Annotated in this window: 31 protein-coding genes, 1 other RNA gene and 1 riboswitch; of the genes, 22 read left to right on the top strand and 10 right to left on the bottom strand. The window is 40.1% G+C overall.

Annotation, left to right across the window (positions count from 1 at the left end):
* Positions 1 to 8: 8 nt before the first annotated feature.
* Both QLQ22_RS16430 and recU read right to left on the bottom strand, forming a co-directional pair.
* On the bottom strand, positions 9 to 2,714 hold the full coding sequence (locus QLQ22_RS16430; RefSeq protein ID WP_284015212.1) for a penicillin-binding protein 1A: 2,706 nt from the start codon (positions 2,712 to 2,714) through the stop codon (positions 9 to 11).
* Between the two features lie 46 nt (positions 2,715 to 2,760).
* Positions 2,761 to 3,354, bottom strand: coding sequence for a Holliday junction resolvase RecU (gene recU / locus QLQ22_RS16425; RefSeq protein WP_275976766.1), 594 nt, complete (start codon positions 3,352 to 3,354; stop codon positions 2,761 to 2,763).
* Positions 3,355 to 3,501: 147 nt separating this feature from the next.
* Here recU and QLQ22_RS16420 point away from each other — a divergent pair, with 147 nt between their 5' ends.
* Positions 3,502 to 4,509, top strand: a complete 1,008-nt coding sequence (locus QLQ22_RS16420; protein WP_284015211.1) for a DUF2515 family protein — start codon at positions 3,502 to 3,504, stop codon at positions 4,507 to 4,509.
* 203 nt (positions 4,510 to 4,712) lie between these two features.
* On the opposite strand, the gene QLQ22_RS16415 is transcribed toward QLQ22_RS16420, so the two are convergent.
* Entirely contained in the window at positions 4,713 to 4,814 is a 102-nt protein-coding gene (locus QLQ22_RS16415; RefSeq protein WP_223436206.1) for a spore protein, read from the bottom strand.
* Positions 4,815 to 5,008: 194 nt separating this feature from the next.
* Here QLQ22_RS16415 and QLQ22_RS16410 point away from each other — a divergent pair, with 194 nt between their 5' ends.
* Both QLQ22_RS16410 and QLQ22_RS16405 read left to right on the top strand, forming a co-directional pair.
* Positions 5,009 to 5,257, top strand: a complete 249-nt coding sequence (locus tag QLQ22_RS16410; RefSeq protein WP_223436204.1) for a hypothetical protein — start codon at positions 5,009 to 5,011, stop codon at positions 5,255 to 5,257.
* A 67-nt stretch (positions 5,258 to 5,324) separates the two neighbouring features.
* On the top strand, positions 5,325 to 5,690 hold the full coding sequence (locus QLQ22_RS16405) for a DUF1798 family protein (RefSeq protein ID WP_223436202.1): 366 nt from the start codon (positions 5,325 to 5,327) through the stop codon (positions 5,688 to 5,690).
* 68 nt (positions 5,691 to 5,758) lie between these two features.
* On the opposite strand, the gene QLQ22_RS16400 is transcribed toward QLQ22_RS16405, so the two are convergent.
* Positions 5,759 to 5,935 (bottom strand): hypothetical protein, encoded by a 177-nt coding sequence (locus tag QLQ22_RS16400; protein ID WP_223436199.1) that lies wholly within the window; start codon positions 5,933 to 5,935, stop codon positions 5,759 to 5,761.
* A 121-nt stretch (positions 5,936 to 6,056) separates the two neighbouring features.
* Positions 6,057 to 6,248: a YppF family protein gene (gene yppF, locus QLQ22_RS16395; protein WP_223436197.1), complete on the bottom strand. Its 192-nt coding sequence runs from the start codon at positions 6,246 to 6,248 to the stop codon at positions 6,057 to 6,059.
* Between the two features lie 182 nt (positions 6,249 to 6,430).
* Between yppF and QLQ22_RS16390 the strand changes: the two genes are divergently transcribed.
* Together QLQ22_RS16390 and QLQ22_RS16385 are read left to right on the top strand one after the other, a co-directional pair.
* Positions 6,431 to 6,880, top strand: a complete 450-nt coding sequence (locus tag QLQ22_RS16390) for a YppG family protein (RefSeq protein WP_284015210.1) — start codon at positions 6,431 to 6,433, stop codon at positions 6,878 to 6,880.
* Between the two features lie 48 nt (positions 6,881 to 6,928).
* On the top strand, positions 6,929 to 7,228 hold the full coding sequence (locus tag QLQ22_RS16385) for a phage holin family protein (RefSeq protein WP_223443520.1): 300 nt from the start codon (positions 6,929 to 6,931) through the stop codon (positions 7,226 to 7,228).
* Positions 7,229 to 7,250: 22 nt separating this feature from the next.
* Here QLQ22_RS16385 and QLQ22_RS16380 read toward each other — a convergent pair whose 3' ends face one another.
* The 4 genes from QLQ22_RS16380 to QLQ22_RS16365 are packed head-to-tail and all read right to left on the bottom strand — an operon-like array spanning position 7,251 to position 8,307.
* Entirely contained in the window at positions 7,251 to 7,403 is a 153-nt protein-coding gene (locus QLQ22_RS16380; RefSeq protein WP_223436194.1) for a hypothetical protein, read from the bottom strand.
* Positions 7,404 to 7,414: 11 nt separating this feature from the next.
* The gene (locus QLQ22_RS16375) at positions 7,415 to 7,666 is read right to left on the bottom strand and encodes a sigma-G-dependent sporulation-specific acid-soluble spore protein CsgA (protein WP_223436190.1); all 252 of its coding nucleotides are present in this window, start codon (positions 7,664 to 7,666) and stop codon (positions 7,415 to 7,417) included.
* A gap of 2 nt (positions 7,667 to 7,668) precedes the next feature.
* A complete protein-coding gene (locus tag QLQ22_RS16370; RefSeq protein ID WP_223436189.1) occupies positions 7,669 to 7,827 on the bottom strand; it encodes a hypothetical protein in 159 nt (52 codons plus the stop codon).
* 51 nt (positions 7,828 to 7,878) lie between these two features.
* The gene (locus tag QLQ22_RS16365; protein WP_223436186.1) at positions 7,879 to 8,307 is read right to left on the bottom strand and encodes an Hsp20/alpha crystallin family protein; all 429 of its coding nucleotides are present in this window, start codon (positions 8,305 to 8,307) and stop codon (positions 7,879 to 7,881) included.
* Between the two features lie 183 nt (positions 8,308 to 8,490).
* Between QLQ22_RS16365 and QLQ22_RS16360 the strand changes: the two genes are divergently transcribed.
* The 15 genes from QLQ22_RS16360 (at position 8,491) to QLQ22_RS16285 (ending at position 23,662) form a co-directional block, all read left to right on the top strand.
* Positions 8,491 to 8,991, top strand: a complete 501-nt coding sequence (locus QLQ22_RS16360; protein ID WP_223436185.1) for a PTS sugar transporter subunit IIA — start codon at positions 8,491 to 8,493, stop codon at positions 8,989 to 8,991.
* Between the two features lie 248 nt (positions 8,992 to 9,239).
* A complete protein-coding gene (locus QLQ22_RS16355) occupies positions 9,240 to 11,525 on the top strand; it encodes a DEAD/DEAH box helicase (RefSeq protein WP_223436183.1) in 2,286 nt (761 codons plus the stop codon).
* On the top strand, positions 11,516 to 12,760 hold the full coding sequence (locus QLQ22_RS16350) for a ribonuclease H-like domain-containing protein (RefSeq protein ID WP_223436181.1): 1,245 nt from the start codon (positions 11,516 to 11,518) through the stop codon (positions 12,758 to 12,760). Before QLQ22_RS16355 ends, QLQ22_RS16350 begins: the two co-directional genes overlap by 10 nt.
* Before the next feature lie 345 nt (positions 12,761 to 13,105).
* Complete coding sequence (locus tag QLQ22_RS16340) at positions 13,106 to 13,480, top strand: spore coat protein (RefSeq protein WP_275976713.1); 375 nt, start codon at positions 13,106 to 13,108, stop codon at positions 13,478 to 13,480.
* Positions 13,481 to 13,548: 68 nt separating this feature from the next.
* Positions 13,549 to 14,115 carry an SLOG family protein gene (locus tag QLQ22_RS16335; RefSeq protein WP_223436178.1) on the top strand — a complete coding sequence of 189 codons (567 nt, stop codon included), beginning with the start codon at positions 13,549 to 13,551 and terminating at the stop codon, positions 14,113 to 14,115.
* A 76-nt stretch (positions 14,116 to 14,191) separates the two neighbouring features.
* Positions 14,192 to 14,497: a cell division regulator GpsB gene (gene gpsB / locus QLQ22_RS16330; RefSeq protein ID WP_070876299.1), complete on the top strand. Its 306-nt coding sequence runs from the start codon at positions 14,192 to 14,194 to the stop codon at positions 14,495 to 14,497.
* Between the two features lie 69 nt (positions 14,498 to 14,566).
* Positions 14,567 to 14,961: RNase P RNA component class B (rnpB, locus tag QLQ22_RS16325), an RNA gene on the top strand.
* Positions 14,962 to 15,100: 139 nt separating this feature from the next.
* Entirely contained in the window at positions 15,101 to 16,252 is a 1,152-nt protein-coding gene (locus QLQ22_RS16320; RefSeq protein WP_223436177.1) for a THUMP domain-containing class I SAM-dependent RNA methyltransferase, read from the top strand.
* A 60-nt stretch (positions 16,253 to 16,312) separates the two neighbouring features.
* The gene (locus tag QLQ22_RS16315) at positions 16,313 to 16,504 is read left to right on the top strand and encodes a hypothetical protein (RefSeq protein ID WP_223436175.1); all 192 of its coding nucleotides are present in this window, start codon (positions 16,313 to 16,315) and stop codon (positions 16,502 to 16,504) included.
* 172 nt (positions 16,505 to 16,676) lie between these two features.
* Positions 16,677 to 18,614, top strand: coding sequence for an ATP-dependent DNA helicase (locus QLQ22_RS16310; protein WP_223436173.1), 1,938 nt, complete (start codon positions 16,677 to 16,679; stop codon positions 18,612 to 18,614).
* Positions 18,615 to 18,946: 332 nt separating this feature from the next.
* Positions 18,947 to 20,464 (top strand): carboxypeptidase M32, encoded by a 1,518-nt coding sequence (locus QLQ22_RS16305; RefSeq protein WP_223436170.1) that lies wholly within the window; start codon positions 18,947 to 18,949, stop codon positions 20,462 to 20,464.
* 112 nt (positions 20,465 to 20,576) lie between these two features.
* A complete protein-coding gene (locus QLQ22_RS16300; protein ID WP_252207136.1) occupies positions 20,577 to 20,768 on the top strand; it encodes a VOC family protein in 192 nt (63 codons plus the stop codon).
* Between the two features lie 226 nt (positions 20,769 to 20,994).
* A riboswitch (purine riboswitch) is annotated at positions 20,995 to 21,096 on the top strand.
* Positions 21,097 to 21,355: 259 nt separating this feature from the next.
* A complete protein-coding gene (locus QLQ22_RS16295) occupies positions 21,356 to 21,949 on the top strand; it encodes a xanthine phosphoribosyltransferase (RefSeq protein WP_284015209.1) in 594 nt (197 codons plus the stop codon).
* Complete coding sequence (locus QLQ22_RS16290) at positions 21,946 to 23,256, top strand: nucleobase:cation symporter-2 family protein (RefSeq protein WP_252207135.1); 1,311 nt, start codon at positions 21,946 to 21,948, stop codon at positions 23,254 to 23,256. Before QLQ22_RS16295 ends, QLQ22_RS16290 begins: the two co-directional genes overlap by 4 nt.
* Positions 23,257 to 23,377: 121 nt before the next feature.
* A complete protein-coding gene (locus tag QLQ22_RS16285; RefSeq protein WP_223436162.1) occupies positions 23,378 to 23,662 on the top strand; it encodes a DUF3219 family protein in 285 nt (94 codons plus the stop codon).
* 40 nt (positions 23,663 to 23,702) lie between these two features.
* Here QLQ22_RS16285 and QLQ22_RS16280 read toward each other — a convergent pair whose 3' ends face one another.
* The gene (locus QLQ22_RS16280; RefSeq protein WP_223436160.1) at positions 23,703 to 24,461 is read right to left on the bottom strand and encodes a L,D-transpeptidase family protein; all 759 of its coding nucleotides are present in this window, start codon (positions 24,459 to 24,461) and stop codon (positions 23,703 to 23,705) included.
* A 104-nt stretch (positions 24,462 to 24,565) separates the two neighbouring features.
* Between QLQ22_RS16280 and QLQ22_RS16275 the strand changes: the two genes are divergently transcribed.
* Together QLQ22_RS16275 and QLQ22_RS16270 are read left to right on the top strand one after the other, a co-directional pair.
* Complete coding sequence (locus QLQ22_RS16275) at positions 24,566 to 25,219, top strand: MtnX-like HAD-IB family phosphatase (protein WP_223436158.1); 654 nt, start codon at positions 24,566 to 24,568, stop codon at positions 25,217 to 25,219.
* Between the two features lie 76 nt (positions 25,220 to 25,295).
* Positions 25,296 to 25,838, top strand: coding sequence for a GNAT family N-acetyltransferase (locus QLQ22_RS16270; RefSeq protein WP_223436156.1), 543 nt, complete (start codon positions 25,296 to 25,298; stop codon positions 25,836 to 25,838).
* Positions 25,839 to 25,880: the final 42 nt, after the last annotated feature.

The following is a 25,880-nucleotide window of genomic DNA, read 5'->3' as shown; positions in this document are numbered from 1 at the left end:
TTAAATTATTATCCATTGTCGCCGCCTTGATCACCATCACCATCACCATTTCCGCCGTTGCCATTGCCATTATTCCCATTCCCGTTGCCAGGAGGATTTGTTGGAGGGACTGGAACGATCGGGGTGCTTGGTTCTTGAGGGTTTTCACCTTCACCAGGCTGTCCATCGCCATCGCCGTCGCCCTCATCATCGCCGTCGCCAGGAGGTTCCTCGCCAGGAGGCAGTTCACCTTCACCAGGCAATTCTTCACCAGGAAGCTCCTCACCAGGAGGCAGTTCACCTTCACCTTCACCTGGTTCTTCCTCAGGCTCCTCTGGTATAACAGGCTCTTCAATGATAGCTTCAGGGACCTGTAAAACAGCAGCAGCAGAATCACTGCGGTTCGAGTTGTCATCATCGCTTACTGCTGTTACCTGGAACTTATAAGTCGAACCTGGAACAGCATTAGGGATAACCATACTTGTATCTTTTGTTTTATTGATTACTTGTGCAGGACTATCGTCGACAGATTGGCTGATTTCAAATGATACAGCATCTCTTAAGTCTTCTCTATAGTCCCAGCTGAGTGTAATTTGATTGCTTGTTTGATCATAATTCACATTGAAGCCAGATGGCTTCGCAAGACGTTTATAATGCTCTGAAACCTTTGTCGGTTCTGTTCCTTTTACAAAGTACTCGCTGATTTTTTTGCTGTCAGGAGTATATTTGCTTGCTAACTTCGGAGGGTTAGAACCATTTTCAACCGTTACTTTAACGACGGAATTCGGTTTTTTGAAGTCTTTTCCTTCACCGCTTGAAACCTCTGAAATTACTTCTTTAAAGATTTTTTTTGCAAGCTGCTGATCCGTTTTCGTCAAGTGCATTTTTTCATCGTTTTTCATATATCCAGTCCATACTGCTGCTGAATATTCTGGTGTAAATCCAACAAACCAGCTGTCTTTCGCTCCTCCTGAAGGAACGTTGTATTTTTGTTTGTCTTCTTCAGAGAAGTTCGTTGTTCCTGTTTTTCCTGCCACAGTAACACCTGGTACACGGGCAGCTGTACCTGTACCTTCTTCTACTACAGAGATCATCATGTCAGTTGTCATGTAAGCTGTATAATCGCTCATGGCGGTTTCCGGTTCAGGAGACAGGTCAATTTCTGTGCCGTCGCTTAAAACAACTTTTGTTACTGCGTGCGGCTCTGTGTAAATTCCGTTATTTCCGAATGCGGCAAAGGCTCCTGCCATATGAAGAGGGGAGACACCAGTATCAAAACCGCCTATCGAATAAGCTTCCGGTATTTCCTCTTCAAGCGGGATGCCAAGTCCTGCTGCAAAGTCACGTGCTTTATCCAGTCCGACCTCCTGCATGGCTTTAAGAGCAGGAATATTACGGGACTCTGCAAGAGCATCACGTATGGACATTTGTCCTTTAAAGCTTCTGTCAAAGTTATTGATTTTGACTCCATTTGAGTAAGTATAAGGTTCGTCTTTAATTTGTTCGTACGTTGACCATTTTAAGTATTCGATTGCAGGACCATAATCAAGCACAGGCTTAATAGTTGAACCTGGCTGTCTTCTTGTGTCAATCGCATAGTTAAAGTCTCCGACATTCTGGTTCCGGCCTCCGCCGATTGCGCGAATTTCGCCGGTTTCAGTATCAATGAGGGTAACACCGGCCTGGAAGTTTTCATCCGGATAGGCGATCTCACTGCCATTGAGCAATTCTTCCACATATTTTTGTGCATCTGTATCAATCGTTGTATAGATTTTTGCACCTGCTGAACTTACATCTATATCCGTTTTATCTTTCACTTCTTCAATAACTTGTTCCACATACGCGCTGTATGGATTCGATTTTTCCTTCTCTGGAACGACCGTTGACTGCACAGGCACTTTCTTAGCATCTTCTGCTTCTTGGTCTGTAATGAATCCTTGCTTCACCATTAAGTTAAGAACAATATTTCGTCTTTTTTCTGCAGATTCAGGATTCTTTCTAGGATCAAAATTCGTCGGGCTTTGCGGAATGCCAGCAAGCATCGCTGCTTCATGAAGTTCAAGATCCTTTAATTCTTTTCCGTAAAATCCTTCTGCAGCTTTCCCTACACCGTAATATTGAGGGTGGTAATAGATTTTGTTTAAATACATTTCGAGAATCTCATGCTTTGAATATTTTTGTTCTAATTGAAAAGCGAGCCATAGTTCCTGTATTTTTCTTGTAATTGTTTTCTCATGTGTGAAAAAGGAATTTTTAATAACCTGCTGAGTAATGGTACTCCCGCCCTGTGAGCCGAAACCCTGTGTAATGTTGGCCACTACAGCTCCGCCGAGACGGATGATATCTACACCGCTATGCTCGTAAAAACGGGCGTCCTCTGTCGCAAGTACAGCTTCTTCTAATTTTTTGGGAATATCATTATAAGAAATATAGGTGCGTTTTTGGGCGCCTACTTCTGAAATTTCGTTGCCTTCTTTATCAAAAATTGTGGAAGAATAAGAATCCTTTAATTTTTTTTCATCAAGCTTCGGAGCCCCTGCAGCAATCACTGCAAAAGTAACACCGCCTGCGATCAGGCCGATCAGGCCAATGGAAACTAATATGAACAGGATGCGTTTAAAGAGAGAGCCCCGTTCAGGTTTATTCGGTTTTTTGTTTTTGCTTTTACTATTACTTTTACTTGTTTGTGCTAACGCTTTTCTGCGTTCTTCACGACTTTTATATTGATCTGACATTACTTTTTCCAACCTTTCATTTTACAAAATCCGCTTTGCTAAAGGATCAGAGAAAATATAGTTTTTCCAATACCTTAATATAATCAATTCTGGGCTGATAGCCAAGCGGAATGGGGTGGGATGTTAATTCAATTTCTTTTTTTGTGATTGATTTTCTTCCGCCGTTTTCTTTTCTCTCCCAAAATTCAAGCAGGATGGCTGCTTCCATCAGATAAAATGTTTGGAAGGCAGAGAGAATGACAAAAGATAATCCCCCCTGATCAAGCACCATTTTCATATGCCTGATCTGATGTTCATGGAAGTTTTGAAGCGGAAAGGAAGTGGAGCTCCTAGTTTCTTTAGCTTCAAAATCAATATACTTTCCTTTATAAACACCGTTGTAGTCCGTTGTAGATGACTGTTTGAAATAAGCTTCGCGTATGACAGCTGCACTCCGTTTAGGGAAATCAACATTTACTATTTGAACAGGGGTCGGTTTTTTATGGATGACAGCGATGCCTCTGTCTAAATAATAACTGTTAGTCTCATTCAAATCTTCCTCAAGCGTCATCCCTCTGTTGCTGTATGTTTCTTTCGGCTGGCGCTGTTTAGGCGGAGCAGTGCTCGGGTTATACGTTTTTCCGTTAGGATAACGAAAAATCATTTCTTCCCTCCTCAGGTAAAACTACTACTTATCATATCAAAAAAAAAGAAAAAGACATGGATAAAAAGTTTCGATTTTGTTAACGCTGCATATGTGTACTTCAGCCTCAATCAGGAGAGTCTATAAGGAGTGAGGTGAGATCGTATGCACAGCGATAAAGATTTGCAGTCGAATCAAAGAACAATGGAAGAAAATAATATTATAGCACTTATAAAGAATACGACATTAAAAAAAAATTACGACAACATTTCGAGAACCGAAAGCTACCATAGCTATTATATAAGGAATCCTGAAATTAGATGGGCATTTCTAGCGAGCATGGTTTCACGAAATGCCGGCTACTGTATGACGGATTTAAAAGGCACTTGGTTTCAAAAAATGATAAATAAAAAAATGATAAAAGCATTGTTTCTGACTTATGAGGATGCTAACTGGCTCATTTTCTCCGATGCATATCCCCAGCTCATGCTGTATGAGATTTCAAAACAAAAAGGGCATCCTCTTTTTCACTTGCTAGATGAATTTCATGTTTCGCCGTTTATGAAAAGAGAATGGCAGATTTTTTGGAGAAAAAAAAACATAGGACACTTAATGACCTCGCTGATTATTAACGAACAGCATTTAATTCAGAAGCCGATTATTGAAAAGGCTATTTTTAAGAGAAAGGTCTTTCATACACCTCTTTTTTTATTTCAGGACCTCTTTCATTTTAGCACAGTCGTTTTCCCTACTATAGAAGGCAGATTATTCGGTTTTTCCGTTAATGATTTTAAAAAACTGAAAAGCCGCATCAAACTCGGAAGGTCTTTATCGTGGCTGCTTTTTCACCCGGATTATTATCAGGAGTTTATGGACTTTTCAGACCGGACAGTCCATACAGGGTCGAGATATGATTATGAAAAATACTTAAAAGGTGGAAGAAAAAGAGAAACACCCTATTTAAGAACATCCTTTCCGGTGATCTCCCACCAATTAGACGTAAAAGAAAGAAATTGGTTTCATGGCCAGCCAATGAATAAATGGTACAGACCTCAGCCGTCACCAAAAGAATTTGAAATGACCGAGTGGCTTATAAAAAAGCAAAATCAGATGCATGCATTTTCATTGTTAAATGAATACATTCACAATAAAGGAAAAAGAAGCAAGGATTAATCGATCCTTGCTTTCTTTTCTTAAGCAAGTTCCGGCAGAGCCTTAACTGTCTGTCGGGTCTAACCAGTCGGTTCCGCTTTTCGTATTGTCCAGCTCCATCGCCCAACTCTTCGGCGAGAACGGATCAGCCAGCAAAGGCAAATATCGCCTTTACTGGCTGATCCGTATCAGTCATGCCTGAGCTAACGGGCGATTCCGCTTTTCTATGTCGAAGGGCGGTTCGGCCCTCCAAGCTTTTTATCCAGGTCATTTTTTGATGGTGCCTGAGATTGTTTTTGCTGTTTCTTTTTCGTTTCTTTTGCCATGATGCCACCTCCTATCAATATTGTTTGCACGCAGATTGATTTCATGCAGAATGTCGCATTAGAGGATGTCGAAAATTAACCTTTATCCAGTATTTTCTTCTTTCTTTGCCGAATACGAACTAGTTTTGTCACCCATGAAGGGTGGAAGGTAAAGCTTCTCGAATAGTACCTGTAGATTGAAAGGAGGAGTCAGCGTGGAGCACCTCATACCTAAGATGGTTGTTGAAAAGTTATTGATGGAATTAGATGAAGAGATGACGAAATTAGAACTTGCCATACAAAAAAGAGTAACAGAAACGATATGCCAGAGTGAAGAAGAGCTATATAAGAACATGGAAGGCGCTGTTTTGCATTTAACCGAAGCAAGCCAGTTCATTAATGATGATGGGACAAGGGAGGACACGAACTCCAGAGTTCAGCCGAGATATCGATTAAGTTACTAATGCACAGCAGATGATGGAATTTCGTGTTCATGTTTGGTAAGATACCTCATAGAGGCGGTGTCAGAGCATGAATACCAAAATTCTGAAAAACTCAAATAAGCTCCTTCATATAACAGGCGAATGTGTCAGCCGATTTGAAAATGATGCAAAAAAGAAGGATGAGGTTGATTTCTTTAATGAAGTAAAGCCTGCGTTTGAAGAGGCGATGGCTATCATGAATGAGTGGAAAGAAGATGTCTTGACATGGAGGATCACGGCAAGACCAAAATATTTATTTCCAGCTCAAATTGACTCTACAGTAGAAAATTTCGAACAGCTTGTGCTGCAATCTTTTTATAAAGAGTCAAAACCAATTCGATTCAAAAACATGAAACAGTCCGTAGACTATGTGATTGAGCAAGTAATTGCACACATTCAGATGAAGAGCTCCTAATTAAAGAGGAGCTTTTTTGTGTTATTAAAAAGCAATAAACCGGCTAAACTTGAGCCGGCCTGCACGATCTATTCATCAATTTCACGAGCTTCCTGAAAGGTGACAGCACGTTCTCCTTTACTTGCAGCAGGTTCAATTGCATATTCGACATCTTTAGAATGTTTTGCAGCGACGGGCTGTCCTTTTTTTGAAATCGTTAATTCATGCCCTTTTTTCTTATGATTAAAATCTTTGCCTCTTCCCATATTGAAAACCTCCAAGTATTTAATTTAAGAGTCCTTCATAATATGGTTTCATTCAGCAGGATTATGTATTTTAAAAGAAAAAACAGAGTAGGAATCGCCTCTCTGTTTAAGAAAATAATGGCTATATTTTTACTTCATGTCCGGGATTCGATGTTTCAGACGTTTCAAGCAGCATGACGGCAGTTCGGTACTCGCTGATGGATAATTCCCCATTGATGTACATAGTTTTAATAAAATTCAGGAGTTCGCTCATGCTTTTTGGTTCAAAATGCTTCGCTTCAAAAAATGCTGTTTTTATGCTTTGCAAATTCATCTTGTATCTCCTCCCATTCCCTTTTTAATATCCTACCATGTCATTTATTTTTCTTAATTTTTTGTAAAATTTAAACTTCCGACAAGAGTTGACATATTTTTTCGTTTTGAAGGACAAGCACGGCTGCTCTTTTTTCTGCATACCTATGAAATAGCCTAATGTATCTGAAAGGGGTATGAATCATGTATTCAGCCGGAGCAAATTCATTTAAAAACCGCAGAAGGAAAAAAGAAGAGAGAATTAGCTATTACTATCCATACGAAGGATATCCGCCATTTGAAAACCCGACATATTTACCTCAGGTTCAACATAATTATCAACAAATGCAGCAAAATCCAGGATACTTTCAGCAAGGTCAAATGCCGCCTTATATGAATGGCTATCAAGCTCAAGGATTTCCAGCGCAGCAGCCGCAAACTATCCCGAACGCCATGTATGCCAATCCTTATCCGAAGCCTATGCCAAATCCTAAAAACCAGGCAGGAGGAATCTCAACTGTCATGTCCCAATTTAAAAAACCGGACGGACAAATGGACTTCAATAAGGTGATGGACACTGCGGGGCAGATGATGGGTGCTGTGAACCAGATGAGTTCCCTCGTAAAAGGTGTTACATCAATGTTTAAGGTATAAAAAGGATTATATGCATGAAGGAAGAATTGAAAAGAGGTGTTCAAATTGGTGATAGGCGCACTTTCAAACGTGTTTGATCAAATCAGCGTTCATCCTCAACTAGTTATTGTTGTACCAGCTTTGATGATTTTAGGAAGTGCCTTAAAAAGGACTCCTAAAGTTCAAGATTGGATGATTATCTGGATTTTGCTGGGCGCGGGCATCATCGCAAGCATTTTTACACTTGGTTTTTCCGTAAGCAGCATTGCAAATGGATTTATTGCAGCAGGTGCAGCGATTACAACTCATCAGGCATATAAACAATCACTGGTCGAAAGAAATAATGATGAACAAAACAAAAACGCGTGAAAGTCAGCACGCGTTTTTTTTGTTATGGTTCTTTGTGATCTGATGCATATTTAAGAGCCAGAACCCGTTTTGCATCCTGATAAGACAGGCCTGACTGGGCATTCAGCTGTTTCACTTTTTCAATATCAGTATTGCTGTATTGCTTTGTATTTGAAAAACCAGTCCCATTCTTCATTTTAAACACCTCTACAGCAGTTCTTCATAAACTTCATTTAGCTGATCAACACGCACATAATCCTGTTCACCCATTGCGTGCTTGATTTCATGAGGCAGCATCTTATTTAAAAACGATTGTTCTTTTTCAGATAAATCTCGGGCAAAATGTTTTTCGTCATCATAGACTTTTTGAGACAGCTTTTGATATAAATGTCTGCTTACTTCATGATCTTCCAGATAATTAGACAGGACCTCGCGCAAATAGCTTAATGATTTATCCATCTTCAGCGGTCCTCAAAATACTTTTTGACTTTTTCTTTATCGCTGCCGGAAAAATAAGGATTCTCTTCAGCAGAGGTTGAAGAGTCCAGATTTGTCTTAATCACAAGCTTTGGGGAATCTGAGGGTTCTGCGCTTATTCTTTTCATATGTTCATTTTGCATGAATTGCACCTCCTGCCTATAGTTTCTTATAGGTGAGGCATAATTATAGTGTTAATTTTTGGACGGGGGAAAAGATTCTCCAATAGGTATTGAAATCAGCAGACAGCTGTTTTTATAAGTTGTATATAATTGATTTTTATCCGGGGCAAAAGGCAATAATACTGTTTTAGAGATGTGCTCGCATTTCTTTGAAACGCTCGAACCTCCTGTGTGCTGGATGTTGATTTCTTCCTGATGGGTGATGGTGATGGTCAAATAGCATTCATGCAGTTCAATGCGGATTTGTTCCCTGCTTATTCCCGGAAGCTCTGCTTTAACAAAATAATGTCCGTTTTCTTCGTACTGAGAAATTTTCAGATAGGATGTGTTCGTTTTTTTCTGAAACAATTTTTCAAATTCATTTAAATGCTGTTTAAAAGAGCTATCGCCAAAAAATTGTTCTGCGAGCTCATAAAAAGGATTTTGTTTTTTCTTAGTCATTTTTGGGCTCTCCCCGTTCTTTTAGGCTAAATTATGCAAGAAGCCGTGAATTGGTTGCTTGATTCAAGCTTTTTGTGATTAAATAGTGATGATTAAGATGGGGACGGGCTTAAGGAAGCGTTTAAATTCAGGGGTACCGGGTATTTCTAATAATAGAAACGAAAGCAGAAAAGGAGAATGAACATGCTGAAAAAATTATTTGGAAAAAAGACTGAAAAGCAAACAGAAGAAACGGTTTACGCACCTCTAACAGGAAGATTACTTAATCTTGAAGATGTTCCGGATCCGGTCTTTTCTCAAAAAATGATGGGTGACGGAATGGCTATTGAACCTTCTGAAGGTATCCTTGTATCTCCGGTTGAAGGAGAAATCATACAGCTTTTCCACACTAAACATGCGATTGGAATTAAAAGCCAGACAGGCATGGAAATTTTGCTTCATATCGGACTTGAAACGGTTGCAATGAACGGGGAAGGCTTTGAAGCTTTTGTGAAAGAGGGCGATAAAGTAAAACCTGGAGACAAATTAATTACGTTTGATCTGAATTTAATTAAAGAAAAAGCAGCCAGCACCATAACACCAATCATCATCACAAACGGCGACATTATCGAGAATGTGCAAAAATCTCCATTAGGCGAGGTTAAAGGCGGCTCTGATAAAGTTTTTGAAATAAAAGTTAAATAACGAAATGTATAAAGCGGGCAGCTGCCTGCTTTTTTTATTGGCAGAGTAACAGAATGGCTTTCATTAGTTCACCAATGTAAAGAAATCATAAAAAAAGTCATGGAATTAATTCTTAAATCAGGTCTCCAAACCTCAGACATCTCCTATTTCTCATGTAAACCTCATCAAAATTTCCAATAATTAATTATGGGTTGTTCCACTTAAAAACGAACATTTATTCTGTTAAAATGAATAGAGAGGTGAAGCGAATGAGAAGAAAGCAGTCACTGGCTGAAATCATTGAATTTCTAAAAAAGGATGAGCAGTTTAAGCATCAGGTTGTACATGCTCATACAATTGAACCAAAAGAAGCAAAAACGGCTGAAATGCCTGCTTCAGTGGACCCAAAATTAAAATCAGCCCTTGCAGCAAGAGGCATACATAATTTATATACTCATCAGGCTGCGGCCTATGAGCTTGCACATATGAAAAAAAGCTTTGTAGCTGTTACACCGACAGCATCAGGGAAAACGCTGTGCTACAATTTGCCGGTGCTGCAGCAAATTCTAAATGATGAATCAAGCAGAGCTCTCTATTTGTTTCCAACGAAAGCACTAGCGCAGGATCAGAAAAGCGAATTGAACGAACTGATCACAGAGCTTGGAGTCAATATTAATTCATATACGTATGACGGTGACACGGCGCCAAACATCCGAAATGTCATTCGCAAAGCGGGGCATATCGTCATGACAAATCCGGATATGCTTCACTCTGCCATTTTGCCGCACCATACGAAATGGGTCTCTCTTTTCGAGAACTTAAAATATATTGTCATCGATGAGCTTCATATTTACAGGGGGATATTTGGCAGCCACGTTGCTAATGTCATAAGAAGATTGAAGCGTATTTGCCGTTTTTATGGAAGTAATCCGGTGTTTATCTGTACATCTGCAACTATCGCAAATCCGCAGGAACTCGCAGAGAATTTGCTGGAAGAGGAGATGTCTCTTGTTAATAACAACGGTGCACCATCAGGGAGAAAGCATTTTTTATTTTACAATCCTCCTATCGTGAACAAACCGCTGAATATCCGAAAAAGCGCTACACTTGAGGTAAGAAAAATTGCAAGCGAACTATTAAAAAACAAGATTCAGACGATTGTTTTTGCAAGAAGCAGAGTGCGTGTCGAGATTATCTTAACGTATTTGCAGGAGCTAATTAAAGGGGAGCTTGGCAATCAGACGATACGCGGATATCGCGGAGGATATTTGCCTAAGCAGAGGCGAGAGATTGAAAAAGGGCTTAGAAACGGCGACATTCTTGGAGTTGTCAGTACAAATGCCCTTGAACTTGGAGTAGACATCGGCCAGCTTCAGGTGTGCATAATGACGGGATATCCCGGGACCATTGCAAGTGCGTGGCAGCAGGCTGGAAGAGCCGGAAGAAGAAGCGGAGAGGCGCTTATTGTCATGGTTGCAGGATCGACGCCGATTGACCAGTATATTATTCAGCATCCCGATTACTTTTTTAAGCAAAATCCCGAGACAGCCATAATAAATCCAGATAATCTCATTGTTTTAGTAGACCATGTGAAATGTGCGGCGTTTGAACTGCCCTTCAAAAAAGGTGAAAATTTTGGAAATGCTGAGCTTGAGGATATCCTTGAATTTTTGACGGAAGAAAAGGTGCTTTATTTCAACCGTGAGCGTTATCATTGGATGAACGATTCGTTTCCAGCCCATAACATCAGCCTGAGATCAGCTTCCCAGGAAAACGTCATTATCGTTGATCAGACAAATATCGCTCACGTTAAAGTTATTGGGGAAATGGACCGATTCAGCGCAATGACTCTGCTGCATGATGAAGCCATCTACCTGCATCAGGGGATTCAATATCAGGTTGAGAAGCTAGACTGGGAAGAAAAAAAGGCATTTGTGAGAGAAGTGGATGTTGATTATTTTACGGACGCAAATCTTGCTGTCCAGTTAAAAGTGCTGGAGGAAGATAAATCAAAAAGCACTGAAACGCATCAGCTTGGATTTGGAGATGTAACGGTTCAGGCGATGGCTACGATCTTCAAAAAAATTAAATTCGATACACATGAAAACATCGGTTCAGGACCCATTCATCTGCCGGAAGAAGAGCTGCATACAAATGCGGCATGGATCAGTTTATCGGATGAACTGTCAAAATCGCTTAAAAAAGACAGGCTCGAGGAAGCGCTGCTGGGAATTGCACATGCTCTGAAGCATATCGTCCCGTTGAGTGTGATGTGTGATCCATCCGATATTAGTGTTATTCCGCAAATGAAAGCCACTCATAATGACCTGCCGACTGTATTTCTGTATGACCGTTATCCGGGAGGGGTGGGGCTTTCAAATAAGGTGTTTGAAACAATGGAGTTCGTCCTGCAGGAGGCGATAGGGATGATTGCAGGCTGTCCATGCGAATCCGGATGCCCATCGTGCACAGGAATTGAAGGGTCTGATCATCAAAAAAACGATACCCTTCAATTATTAGTTCAGTTAAAAGGAGCAGAGAATCCTTGTCATTAAAAAGAAAGTTAAATCGATTAAAAACACATATGTCACTTGAAGGCAGTTCAGAAACTGCACAGGCAGCCCATTCGGAGGAAATTCCAAACCTTGAAAAGTGGAAGGCTCTGGATGCCAAGCCCTTTTGGTTCGATGGAGAGTATTGCATGGTCAGGGAACGCACGTATCCGCTTGACTTTAAACATGGTCTCTATCAAATGGGTGAATTTCATAGAGCCGTTTCTCTTTGGAATGAAAGAAACAGCCTGCATCCATTATCATCGAAAGACCATGATTCTTTTGAATTGTTTTTCTTTGATACAGAAACGACGGGACTTGGGGGCGGTGCAGGCAATACAATCTTTCTGCTTGGGCACGCACAGGTTTTCCATGACAAAGTGGTTGTCAAGCAGCATTTTCTCCCCAAACCGGGAAACGAAGTCGCCCTTTATCAAAGCTTTTTAAGCCATGTAAATACAAAAACTCTCGTTACCTATAACGGTAAAGCGTTCGATTGGCCTCAGGTAAAAACAAGGCATACTCTAGTACGCGAACAAGTGCCAAAACTCCCAGCTTTCGGCCACTTTGATTTGTTCCATGCCGCAAGAAGGTTATGGAAATCTAGTTTGGAATCAGTAAAACTCAGCATAGTAGAGAAAGAAATACTGGGTATTGAACGTGAGCATGATGTTCCTGGCTATCTTGCTCCTATGCTTTATTTTACCTTTGTTCAATCTCAGGATCCTGATCATATCGAGGGTGTGATGATTCATAACGAGATTGATATTCTTTCTTTAATTACTTTGTACACACATCTTTCTTACCGAATCTTGTTCCCGGATGTCGAAGCAACGGATACAGAGCAGTATGAAGTGGCAAGATGGCTGCAGTCTGCCGGAGATCAAGAAACAGCGTTCGACACATTCAGATCTGTAGCAGACCGCAGCGAGGCTAAAGAATTCGAGGCGAAATTCGAAATGGCCATGCATTTGAAAAGGAAAAAACAACTGAAGGAAGCCCTGCCATTATTTCATTCTGTTGCTGAGAGCAAGAGTTTGAAACAGAAGGCGAAAGCTGCCGTAGAGCTTGCGAAGTATTATGAACACAAAGAAAAGAACTATGAAAAAGCACTGTCATATGCTGCATCTGCTTACTTAACGATTAAAGCAAAAGATCAAACATTAAAAACCGATTCTGAAAAAGAAAAGCTTGCGCTCTTAAAAAGAATGAAGCGATTAGGAAATAAAAGCCGCTGATTATTCCCCGGGGAAGCGCAAAATCAGCGGTATTTCGCGGAGAATTTGTCGATATTGTGAAATTTTGCAAAGAATAAAATAGGTAATTGTAGAATGGTGTAGATGTGTGTAAAATTAAGGACTGTAAACACTATCTGCCTGGGGTGATCGGAATATGTACAAAGGTATTTTCTACTTGTTTTTCATCGTTTTATTTGCAACAGTTTTTATCTTTTCAAACTTCAAGGACACATTCTACGCTTTCTTGTAAAAATTAGGTTAATGCATCAGTACATGTACACACTTTTCTTCATAGACTATCAATGTAAGACAGATAAGAAATGAAGGAAAGGAGTCAAAACAAATATGATGCCTAATAATAATATGCCAAATATGGTATCACCCAGTATGATGGGACCGAATATGCCTGCAGTGGGCGGAGCTCAAATGGGCCCAAATATGCCTGCACCAAATATGGTATCGCCAGCAATGATGGGACCTATGGGACCTACTAAAATGTGTCCGCCGATTGTCCATCCGACAAAATGCTGTGTTCAGCATACATTTTCTACAACAGTCGTTCCGCACATTCATCCAACCCATACTACTGTAGTAAATCATCAAATGGTCCAGCATAAACATTTTTTCCCTCAAACACAATCTATGGCAAATCAAGTTTCAAACCAACAATTTAACTGCGGCGGCGGTCCAAGACCACCATTTAGTCCTTACGGCCGTTAACCTCAGATAGTAGGAGCTGATGCTAGGGTATCAGCTCCTATCTTCTTTTGAAGGGAGACGATACATAGATGAAAGTAGTAACAGTTTCCGGCTACAAGCCATTTGAGCTGGGCATATTTAAAAAAGATGATCCTTCCATAGGGTATATTAAAAAGGCAATTGAAAAGTCATTGCGTCAGCTGATTGATGATGGCTTAGAATGGGTATTGATAAGCGGACAGCTTGGTATTGAGCTATGGGCCGCAGAGGTTGTCTTTGATTTGCAGTTGGAGTATGATGAATTAAAGCTGGGTGTGCTTACACCTTTTCTGGATCAGGAAGAGAAGTGGAATGACGAGAATAAAGAATACTATGAATTCATTCTGTCTCAAGCTGATTTCGTTGATAGTATTACAAAACGAAAATATGAAAATCCAAACCAGTTTCGCTTAAAAAATGAGTTTTTTGTTTCAAAGAGTCAAGGTTTGCTTCTTGTTTATGATGAAGAAAATCAGGGTTCTCCAAAATTTTTGCTGGAGACGGCCAGAAAAAAGGCGGAAACAAACGAATATTCAATAATGATGATTTCTTTTTCAGATCTGCAAATGATTGTAGAAGAAGAACAGAGTAAATCGGATGGATTTTGGTCAAGTTAGCGAAGAGAAATTGACAATTGCAATTAAAATGTGAAAAAATATGAAAAGATGATTTCAGTGTGACGAGGTGAAAGAGATGCTTTCTGATAAAATTAAATTAACGGCTAAAGAAATTTTAGAAAAAGAATTTAAACAGGGTATGCGCGGTTATAAGCAGGAAGATGTTGATAAATTTTTAGACTTAGTGATTAAAGATTATGAAACGTTTCATCAGGAAATTGAGGAGCTGCAGCAGGAAAACCTTCGTTTGACAAAGCAGCTTGAAGATTCTTTTAATCGCAAACAGGCTCAGCCAGTACAAACAAATACCACGAATTTTGATATTCTGAAACGTTTATCTAACTTAGAGAAACACGTTTTTGGCAGCAAGCTTTACGATTGATTCCATTTATTTACACTTGCAATACTCTCTTAAATTAACTATACTAATATTTGCTCTTAAAAAATAATAACGTTCAGGTAATCGCTGCAGTCTTTAGGGCTGTAGAGGAAAGTCCATGCTCGCACGGTGCTGAGATGCCCGTAGTGTTCGTGCCTAGCGAAGTCATAAGCTAGGGCAGCCAAAGATTTTGGCTGACGGCAGGGAACAAGCCTAAGTCCCATCCGGGATATGGCTCTAATACCTTGAAAGTGCCACAGTGACGTAGTCTTTCGGGAAACTGAAAGAGTGGAACGCGGTAAACCCCTCGAGCGAGAAACCCAAATATAGGTAGGGGCACCTTCTCTTAGGAATTGAACAAGGAGAAGGCCGGAAGCGATTCGCTTCTGTAGATAGATGATTACCACCGGAGTACGAGGTGATACCGGCCGTTTGCAGTACAAAGGGACAAAACATGGCTTACAGAACGTTATTACAGGTTACTATAAATGCGAAACAGGCTCTCTTCACTTAGATGAGAGCTTTTCATTTACATAAAATTTCGGTTAATCAAGCATACAGAAGTTTGAGATAACAGTACGATCATACAGAAAAGAAGGTGATTTCATGGAAAAAGTCACATTAATTGCTACTGCAGCAATGGGCCTCGAAGCTTTGGTTGCAAAAGAAGTGCGTGATCTTGGCTATGAATGCACGACAGAAAACGGCAAGGTTACATTCCAGGCAGAAGCAAAAGACATTCCTCGGGTAAATTTGTGGCTGCGCACTGCAGACCGCGTCAAATTAAAAGTAGGAGAATTCAAAGCCTATTCATTTGATGAGCTTTTTGAGAAAACAAAAGCATTAAACTGGGGAGATATTATTCCTGCACAAGCTGAATTTCCTGTCACTGGGAAATCAGTTAAATCAAAGCTGTTCAGTGTCTCTGACTGTCAGCGGATTGTGAAAAAGGCAATCGTTGAAAAACTGAAAAGCCATCATAAAATTGCGTCTGACTGGTACGAGGAATCCGGCCCGCTTTATAAAGTGGAAATTGCCCTTTTAAAAGATGTTGCCACGCTGACCATTGACACAAGCGGCGCAGGACTCCATAAAAGAGGCTTCAGGCTTGATCAGGGTGGAGCTCCATTAAAAGAAACACTGGCAGCAGCGCTTGTCATGCTGACCAACTGGACACCGGACCGCCCTTTTGCGGATCTATTTTGCGGTTCAGGCACGATTCCTATTGAAGCAGCTTTAATTGGGCAGAACATTGCTCCTGGTTTTAATCGTGAATTTATATCTGAACAATGGAACTGGATTAATAAGCAGCACTGGAACAATGCAAGAGTGGAAGCTGAGGACTTGGCAAATTATGATGTCCCTCTTGACATAGCAGGTCATGATATCGATCACCGCATGATCCGCATAGCTGAAGAAAACGCGGATGAAGCTGGCCTTGGAGGCATTATTCAGTTTAAACAAATGCAAGTCAGCGACTTCACGACCAGAAAAGAGTACGGTGTTATCGTCGGCAATCCGCCATACGGTGAACGTCTCGGCGAAAAAGAAGAAGTGGAACAGATGTATAAGGAATTAGGACGGGCACTGGCTCCTCATGATACATGGTCTGTTTATATGCTGACTTCCCATAAAGGATTTGAGCAATTTTACGGAAGACAGGCTACAAAAAAACGCAAACTGTTTAATGGATTTATCGAAACAGATTATTACCAATTCTGGGGGAAACGCCCTCCGCGTGAAAAGAAACAGGTATAGATTGATCCTCCCTTGAATACACTAGAATCAGTATTGATAAAATTCAGGGGAGTGGTTTTTTTGCACGTAAACGAAGACTTTAACTTAATATCGAAGGCGCTGTCGTCTTCCTATCTGTCGCTCATAGAAAATGGTCAGGACGCAGCAGCTCATGCATCGCTGAGCAATGCTCGCGCTGATTTTCTAAAAGCTGTTGCCCACGCCTCTGCTATTGATCAGAAGGTACTGATTGATACACTTTATGACCGTTAAGAGATAGGCTTTCTCGTGATGAAAGCCTATCTTTTTTAGTGGGAAAAGGCAGCATCGCTATAAAAAACCCAATCTAATTCTACGTTCATTCATAGGCATGAAATCTTGACTATGAGTGCGTTAAGTGAAATAATGTCCTTTCGAGTATAAAAGAATGTGGGGGATCTGATACATGCCGACGTCACGTCTGCCTTTTGCCGTATCAAAGAATGAAACCTTCTATGAAGGATTAAATAACTGGATCGGCGATGTTTTTTATGATATTTTGCCTGAAAAAGGCTTTGAACTTAGAGATGAACAAATATTTATGGCGTTTCAGCTTGAACGTGCGTTCCGAGAAAAAAACGTCATGTTTGCTGAAGCGGGAGTAGGTACGGGTAAAACTCTTGTTTATTTGCTTTATGCAATAAGCTATGCAAGATACACAGGAAAACCAGCCATTATTGCTTGTGCGGATGAAACACTGATTGAACAGCTTGTTAAAAATGAAGGCGATATTGCAAAGCTTCGCAAGCATTTGGACTTGAATATCGATGTTCGTTTAGGGAAGTCACAGGATCAATATCTATGTCTTAAGAAACTGGATCAAACGATTCAGCGTACTGGCGATGATCTTTTTCTGGATTTATTTGAATCCCTGCCGTCGTTTGTGCACGAAAAAGCCGGCATGCAATCTTTCAGCCATTATGGTGACCGGAAAGAATATCCTCATTTATCAGATGAAGAGTGGAACACTGTAAATTATGATTCGTTTCAGGATTGTCTGTCATGCGATCAAAGACATCGCTGCGGCTTAACTCTTTCACGCGATCATTACAGAAAAGCTGCAGATCTGATTGTCTGCTCCCATGATTTTTATATGGAGCATATTTGGACGTTTGATTCCAGAAAGCGCGAAGGCCAGCTGCCGCTTCTTCCAGAGCACAGCTCTGTCGTATTTGACGAAGGCCATCTTTTAGAATATGCAGCGCAAAAAGCCTTAACATACAGAGTGAAAAGCAGCACACTTGCTGTTCTGCTGGAAAGACTTCTTCAAAATGATATCCGGGAAGAATTCGCTCACTTAGTAGAAGATACACTTGTAGTAAATGAAGAGTTTTTCGACAGCCTGCTTGATGCCTCTGAAGAAGTTCCAGGCTCGCACCGTTCAAAAATTATGATGAATAATACTTTAAAAAAGCAGGGCATTCAGCTGCACAGGCTTCTTGCTGAAATCGGGGAAGCACTCGTTTTTGAAAGCGAAATGTATACCATTGATTCTTATGAGCTTAAAATTGTCGAAGAATACTTGGATTCTATGGAGTTCTCCATTTCTCTCTTTAATAAGCAAAGCGGCGCCATTCATTGGATAGAAAGCGGAGAGCAGGATTTTTCGCTGATTATTATGCCGCGGACTGTTGAAGAAGTGCTGAGAGAAAAAGTATTTTCACAGAAAAAACCATATGTTTTCTCTTCTGCCACTCTGTCTAACAATAAATCATTTGATTTCATTGCGGGGAGTCTTGGAGTTAAAGATTACTTGTCTCTCACTGTGGAGTCGCCATTTGATTATGAAGAAAATATGAAAATAAAACTTCATGATCTATCAGCTTCACAAGATTTAAATAAAATGAAGTGTATTCAGACTCTGGAAAAAGTTAAAAAGACCGGCGGCCGGGCACTCATCTTGTTCAGTGCCATGAACGAACTCGAAGTCTTTAAACAATATACAAGTGAACAGAACACTGAATACTCATTCCTATTTGAAGGAGATCAGGAAATCAGCCAGCTTGTATCTGAATTCCAAAATGACGAAACGTCTATTTTATGTGCTGTGCATTTATGGGAAGGTCTTGATATTCCAGGTGCATCTCTGTCTAATGTAATCATTTGGTCACTCCCGTTTCCTCCAACAGATCCTGTTTTTGAATCAAAACGCGGCAGCACGGCAAATCCATTTGCTGATGTAGATATGCCATACATGATTCTAAGATTGAAGCAGGGCATCGGGCGATTGATCAGAACCAGCACTGATCAGGGGGAAATCTCGATTTACCTTTCTAACGAGCGTGATGTAAAAGTAATGGATCAGGTTAAAGCAGTATTGCCGGTTGAGCCTGAAATCGTTTAAAAGCGAAGGGAATCCTTCGCTTTTTTTTATGGAATTTTTAATAATGACAGGTTATACGAAGCATAATGCCGACGGCTGCCCCATATTTGTGCGCGCCTTGTAAATGACGCTTTGAATTTTGGCAGTCATTCTGGAGCGATTATACCATTTCTTCATGCCCTTCTTAATAACTAATTCGGTTTCTTTCGGGTCTGAACAGTCGGTTCCGCTTTTCTTAAAACAGACTAACCAGTCGATAAAAATGATTGACAAAAACCTTTCCTATCATTTAATCTGAAAATGTTAGAAAATTATTACTATTTATTTACATAAAAAATCAAGGGGTGAGCAGTATGTCCATTCAATCCGTTGAAAAAGAATTTTTAGAGTACCTTCAAAAAATGAAAAGCTATAATGAAGCAATTTCTCTCATGTTCTGGGATCTTAGAACAGGGGCGCCTAAGAAAGCTGTTGAGCAGCGGTCTCAGGCAATTGGTGTCCTGTCTACAGAAGTTTTTCAAATGGCGACGTCTGATCAGATGAGATCATATATTGATCAGGTTTTACAGGCGAAAGATGAAGTTTCAGAAATTGCGTATAAAGCAGCGCTGGAGTGCGAGAAAGAATACAAGCTAAGCAAAGTGATTCCACAGGATGAATTTAAGGAATACGTCATTCTTAAATCAAAAGCAGAATCCGTATGGGAGGAAGCAAAAGATAAATCAGACTTCAGCTTGTTTGCACCATATTTAAAGAAACTTGTTGAAACAAACAAAAAGTTTCTTGAGTACTGGGGATATAAAGAAAACAAATATGATACTTTTTTGGATCAATATGAGCCTGGTGTAACGGTGGAAGTGCTTGACCGTGTATTTGGTGAGCTCAGGGAACGCATTGTTCCGCTCGTAAAGAGTATTACAGAATCTCCTAATCAGCCTGAAACGGGTTTTTTATATGAGCCGATCTCAAAAGAAAAACAGCGTCAAATCTCTGAATTTTTCTTAAAAGAGCTTGGCTATGATTTTGAAGCAGGCCGTTTGGATGAAACGGTGCATCCATTTGCAATCAGCTTAAACCGCGGGGACGTAAGGGTCACAACGAAGTATGCAGAGAAGGATTTCCGCACAGCGTTATTTGGCACCATTCATGAGTGCGGGCACGCCTTATATGAGCAGAATATTTCTGAAGAGCTTGAAGGTACGCTGCTGTGTGACGGAACTTCAATGGGAATTCATGAATCACAGTCACTCTTCTATGAAAAATTCATAGGGAAAAATCCAGGCTTCTGGAATCGCTACTATGATTCTTTGAAACAGCATGCCGGAGGTCAATTTGATGATGTCTCTTTAGAGGATTTTTATAGAGGCGTAAACGAATCTAAGCCTTCACTTATTCGAATTGAAGCAGATGAGTTGACATATCCGCTTCATATCATGATCCGTTATGAAATTGAAAAAGGTTTATTTAACGACGAGATTGAAGTTGAAGATCTTCCGCGTATTTGGAATGAGAAATATGAGGAATACTTAGGGGTAACACCATCAAATGACGGAGAAGGCGTTCTTCAGGATGTGCACTGGTCTGGCGGGATGTTCGGCTATTTCCCTTCATATGCATTGGGATATATGTATGCAGCGCAGTTTAAAAATGCAATGCTGAAAGACCTTCCAAATTTTGATGAGCTTGTTGAAAATGGAGAATTCGGCACGATTAAAAACTGGCTTACTGAAAACATCCATCAATATGGAAAAATGAAACAGCCGCTTGAAATCCTTCATGATGTCACAGGTGAAGGCCTGAATGCCAAATATTTGATTGAGCATCTTGAAACGAAATATGCAAAGCTTTACCAATTAGAGGCTGCAAAATAAAATAGAAAGACCGCACAGTATAGAGGTGCGGTCTTTCTATTTAAGGAGAGAATGGACTGAATCAACAAAAAGTGATGCCGTTTCTTATGTTTTCAGAAAAACTGAAGAGGCGATGAATGATTATGTATCTATTTTTGAAGGAAAGATAAACAGCATCCATCATCATGAAAACGGATCTGTCCTGCAAGCATTGTATACTTTAAAAGGGCAGGAAATCATGTGTATCGACAGCATCGTCCAGCATGTTTTTTTTACACCGGCAATTTCCTTTTTGTTGCTTGTGACGCCTTTGAAAAACTATTAAAAGGATGCAGCGTATTAATGCCGCTTGCAGCCTCTTCAGTCAGTGAGAAGTAAGATTAATATGGTGTTTCCTGGAAGATGAGTTACACAAAATCATAAATAGATCATAACCAAATCATATCTAACTTGTTTGAAAATACGAATAATTAAAAACTTTTTCGGTGCTATTATTCGTATTTTCTCCGGAAAAGTACTTCACATACTATAAAATCCTTGTTATAATGCAACTAATCAAATAAACGAGCACTCATATAATCGCAGGGATATGGCCTGCAAGTTTCTACCGGATGACCGTAAATCATCTGACTATGAGTGAGCAGTGTTGTTTCTATTCGAAAAAGGTCCTTATAGGGAACTTCTTTTCTTTTTTCCGGATATAGCGGCATTGTCTCACTCTATGTGAGGCAATGCCGTTTTTTGTTTTAAGGAACATTAAATTAGCGCATTGATGTCTAGCTCCATCGCCAAGTTCCTCGGACAGAACAAATCCGTCAAAAAGTCAAACCCGGACTTTTCTGCCGGATTTGTTCTGTCTGCCGGAGCTAAAGGGCGCTTGCACTTTTCTTATTATTTGGAGGGATTTTAAACATGAAGCAACTACAGGATAAAATTATAAAAGAGGGGAAAGTTCTTTCAAACCAAGTATTGAAAGTGGATTCCTTTTTGAACCATCAGATTGATGCATTCCTCATGAAAGAAGTTGGGAAAGAATTTGCCTATCGATTCAAAAACGATGGTATTACAAAAATCGTGACAATTGAATCTTCAGGAATTGCTCCATCTGTTATGGCTGCACTTGAGCTGAACGTTCCTGTTGTGTTTGCCCGCAAAAGAAAGTCACTGACGCTTACAGATCAGCTTTTAACTGCTGCTGTTTACTCTTTTACAAAACAAGAAGAAAATACCATTGCTGTCTCAGGCGAGCATCTGACTTCCGAAGACCGTGTTTTAGTCATTGATGATTTCCTTGCAAATGGACAAGCTGCACTTGGTCTTGCTGAAATAGTAGAACAAGCAGGTGCTTCACTTGCAGGAATCGGAATTGTGATTGAGAAATCCTTTCAAGAAGGCGGAAAAATTCTTCGCGAGAAAGGATTCCGCGTCGAATCACTTGCACGAATAAAATCACTCGAAAATCATGAAGTACAATTTCTTGAAGAAACGGAGGAGGCTGCGGTATGATTAACGGCAAATTCAAGGTTTTTTCATTAGGGATTCAGCATGTTCTGGCGATGTATGCAGGTGCGATCATCGTTCCGCTTATCGTTGGGGGAGCACTGGGACTTACTGCAGAACAGCTTACCTACCTTGTATCGATTGATATTTTCATGTGCGGACTGGCTACTCTTCTTCAAGTATGGAAGAATAAATTCTTTGGAATTGGTTTGCCGGTCGTACTCGGGTGTACGTTTACAGCTGTTGGACCAATGATTGCGATTGGAACGGAGTACGGCATATCTTCTATCTACGGAGCGATTCTTGCTTCTGGACTTTTTGTCATATTAATTTCAACTGTTTTTGGCAAGCTCGCGAAATTTTTTCCGCCTGTTGTAACAGGATCGGTTGTAACGATTATTGGGATCACTCTAATTCCTGTTGCCATGAATAATATGGCGGGAGGGCAGGGATCGCCTGATTTTGGTTCTATTTCAAATATAGGACTTGCATTTGGTGTATTGCTTTTCATCATTCTCCTGTACCGTTTTTTCACAGGATTTATTCGCTCAATTTCCATATTGATCGGTCTTCTTGCGGGAACAGCAGCTGCAGCCTTTATGGGAAAAGTCGATATTCAGCCAGTGTATGAAGCAAGCTGGTTTCAAGTTGGAAAACCGTTTTACTTTGGAACGCCTACGTTTGAAATTGCACCGATATTAACCATGATTTTAGTTGCAATTGTCAGTATGGTTGAATCAACAGGTGTCTATTATGCTTTAGGGGATCTCACAAAGCAGAAAATTACGAAAGAGGATCTTGCTAAAGGATATCGCGCAGAAGGTGTTGCTTATTTATTGGGAGGCATATTTAACGCCTTTCCATACACAGCTTACTCTCAAAATGTCGGATTAATTTCACTTTCAGGTGTTAAATCCAAAAATGTCATTTACACGGCAGCAGGTATGTTGATGATTCTGGGTCTGGTTCCAAAGATTGCGGCATTTACGACAATCATTCCGGAAGCCGTGCTTGGCGGGGCAATGGTTGCCATGTTTGGAATGGTCATTGCCTATGGAATCAAGATGCTCAGTCAAGTGGAATTTGCTTCACAGGAAAATCTGCTGATTATTGCCTGCTCCGTTGGAATGGGTCTTGGCGTAACAGCTGTGCCTGATATGTTTGCTAATCTTCCTGAATCGGTTAAAATTTTAACGAATAATGGGATTGTTGCTGGAAGTTTAACAGCCATTCTATTAAATATTCTTTTCAACATCGTGCGAAAAGAAAAGAAAAGCGGAATCGTTGCATTAAATGGAAAACATGCTTCCTAATAGTTTGGCCCCCTCGCAATAAAATGCGAGGTTTTTTTATTTATATACCGAGCTGTATTCTTGGTATTATTAACCCAGTCATGTTACCATTCCCCTATCAACTTACAGGAGATGCGGAGAAATGACCTATTCGGTTTTCTTAAATCAAACTGAGATCAATCCCTATTTTTTAAAAGAAGAGGCTGCCAAAAACGGCGCACAGAAAGTAACAATGGACTTTAAAGTTCACTCTGAAAACTATCATGCCATTACGACCCTGCTATATAATCAGACATTTGATGTGGATATTCCTGATCGAAATCTTTCTTTTAAAGGAACCATCACTAATTACACGGCCTCGCTGACAAATTTATATGAAAAAGATGCAACAGGTGACTTTCATCTCGAATTGATGGAGATATCATGAAAAAAGCCCTAAAAATGAATTTTAGGGCTTTCATAATCTATTAATACATACTAAGTGCTTTTTTAGTCGCAGGGCCGACAATTCCATCAACAACAAGCTTTTTGCTCTTTTGGAATGATCTGACCGCTTTATCAGTATTGTTTCCAAAAATTCCATCAATGCCCTTTGTATTAAAGCCCTTTGATGTCAATAGCTGCTGAAGCTGCTTTACTTCGCTGCCCCGGCTGCCTTTTTTTAGATTTTGGCCGGAAGATGCAGCTGGTTTAGAAGGGACTCCTTTGCTTCCGCTGACTTTGTAGCCATTTGAAAGCGCAATTGAATCGAATGTTTTGCCTGAAGTGGTGATAATTACAGGTGTGTTCATTTTCACCTGGCTGTAAAGCCACTCAACTTCGCTGTCATACATACGGATGCATCCATCACTGATGTATTGTCCGATTGAATTTGGATTGTTATTGCCGTGAATAGCATAAGTAGTGCCCCAAGTTCCTCTGGCATTGATTCCAAGCCAGCGGTTACCCAGCGGATTGCGGGGATCGCCTCCTGGAATGCCTTTTTTGTAATAAGGTCTGTTGACAATTTTGCTGACAATTTTAAACTTTCCTTCCGGGGTGTAGGAAGGCTGCCTGCCTGTAGCTACTCTGAATACGCTTTTTAATTTGCTGTTTTGATAGTAGGCTAGCTGATTTTTTGATTTGTTGATGATGATAAAATCATTTCCAGCTGCATAGCTTTTGCTGATTCCCGCGCCAAAAAACATAATCAGCGCCAAGGTGAAAATAACGAGTATTTTTTTCATGTGCATCCCCTTTGATGTAATAATAAAAAACAATTACTACATCATATGAGAATACTCCCTGTATATATCCAAATATTGAAAATTAATCTCAGGAGGTCAATTCAATGAAAAAGTGGGCTTTTGTATCAGATTTTGACGGCACCATCTCCAAGAAAGATTTTTATAATCATGTCATAGAAAATTACTTTCCAGAGGGTGATGATCTATATAAAAAATGGAAGGCTGGGCAGATGCTCGACATTGATTTTTTAAGCCATGTTTTCACCTCAATCCATGAAGAGGAAGAGCAGCTTATAAAATCGATCCTGACGATGCCTATGGATGAGCATATTGGACAATTTATCCAACTTGTTCAAAAAAATGGGGGAGATTTTTTCATTTTAAGTGCAGGTACAGATTACTACATACGGCATATTCTTGATGATATTGGTGCTCTGGATGTAGAAATTTTTTCGAATGAGGGATATTACCACGGCAGGAATATCCATTTGAAAATTGACAAAGAAGACTGGAAATATTCAGAGCGATACGGCATTGATAAATCGAAAGTAATTTTAAAGCTGAAGGAAAAATATGAAACCGTTTATTTCTTTGGAGACAGCGAACCTGACTCTCACCCTGCTGCATATGCGGATACAACCTTCGCCAAGGATTCCCTTTGCGGGCTGTTAGAAGAAAAGGGAATCAAATATGTTGGTGTAAACAATTTTAAAGAAGTTGAAGCATATTTGCGCCAATCTGGCAGACTTATGCTTTGAAAAAATGAGAATCAAGATGTATAATGTGTTACTTCTTAGGTCTCTGAGATATACTAAACCGAAGGAGCTGAACATCATGATTACTCAAGAGATTAAAACAGTATTTACAGCAAAGAACGGTGAACAGGTGACTTTGCGTCCGATAAGAGAAGAAGATGCGGAAGATATTATCCAAGCCGTAAAAAGCATTATTGATTCCGGGACGTACATACAAAAAGAACGACCGAGGTCTATTCAGGAAGAAGTGGACTTTATTTCCGAAATGAGAGAAAACAACAACCTTTACTTAGGTGTTGAACTAAAAGGTAAAATTGTCGGCATTGCTAGAGTCATCCGCGGTGAATTGGAGATGAAAAAGCATACAGGACTTTTCCGGACGTGGCTTTCAGATTCTGCTCAAGGACTTGGCATTGGCAAAGAACTGATGAGTGCTACGCTTGAGTGGTGCAAAACAAACAATCTCCATAAACTGTGCTTAACTGTTTTTGCATCTAATGAAATTGCACTGAAGCTGTATCAAAAATATGGTTTTGTTAGTGAAGGAATTCAGCGTGATCAGGTAATTCTAAATGGAAAGTTTGATGATGAAATTCATATGGCCTATTTTTTTACAGCATAGGAAAGTATAAAAGTTTGCGTATTTATATGCAGTCCCCACTCC

The organism is Metabacillus hrfriensis (assembly GCF_030127205.1).
GTDB lineage: Bacteria > Bacillota > Bacilli > Bacillales > Bacillaceae > Bacillus_P > Bacillus_P dongyingensis.
Note: the sequence above shows the minus strand (reverse complement) of the source record. Positions and strands in the feature narration are given on the sequence as shown.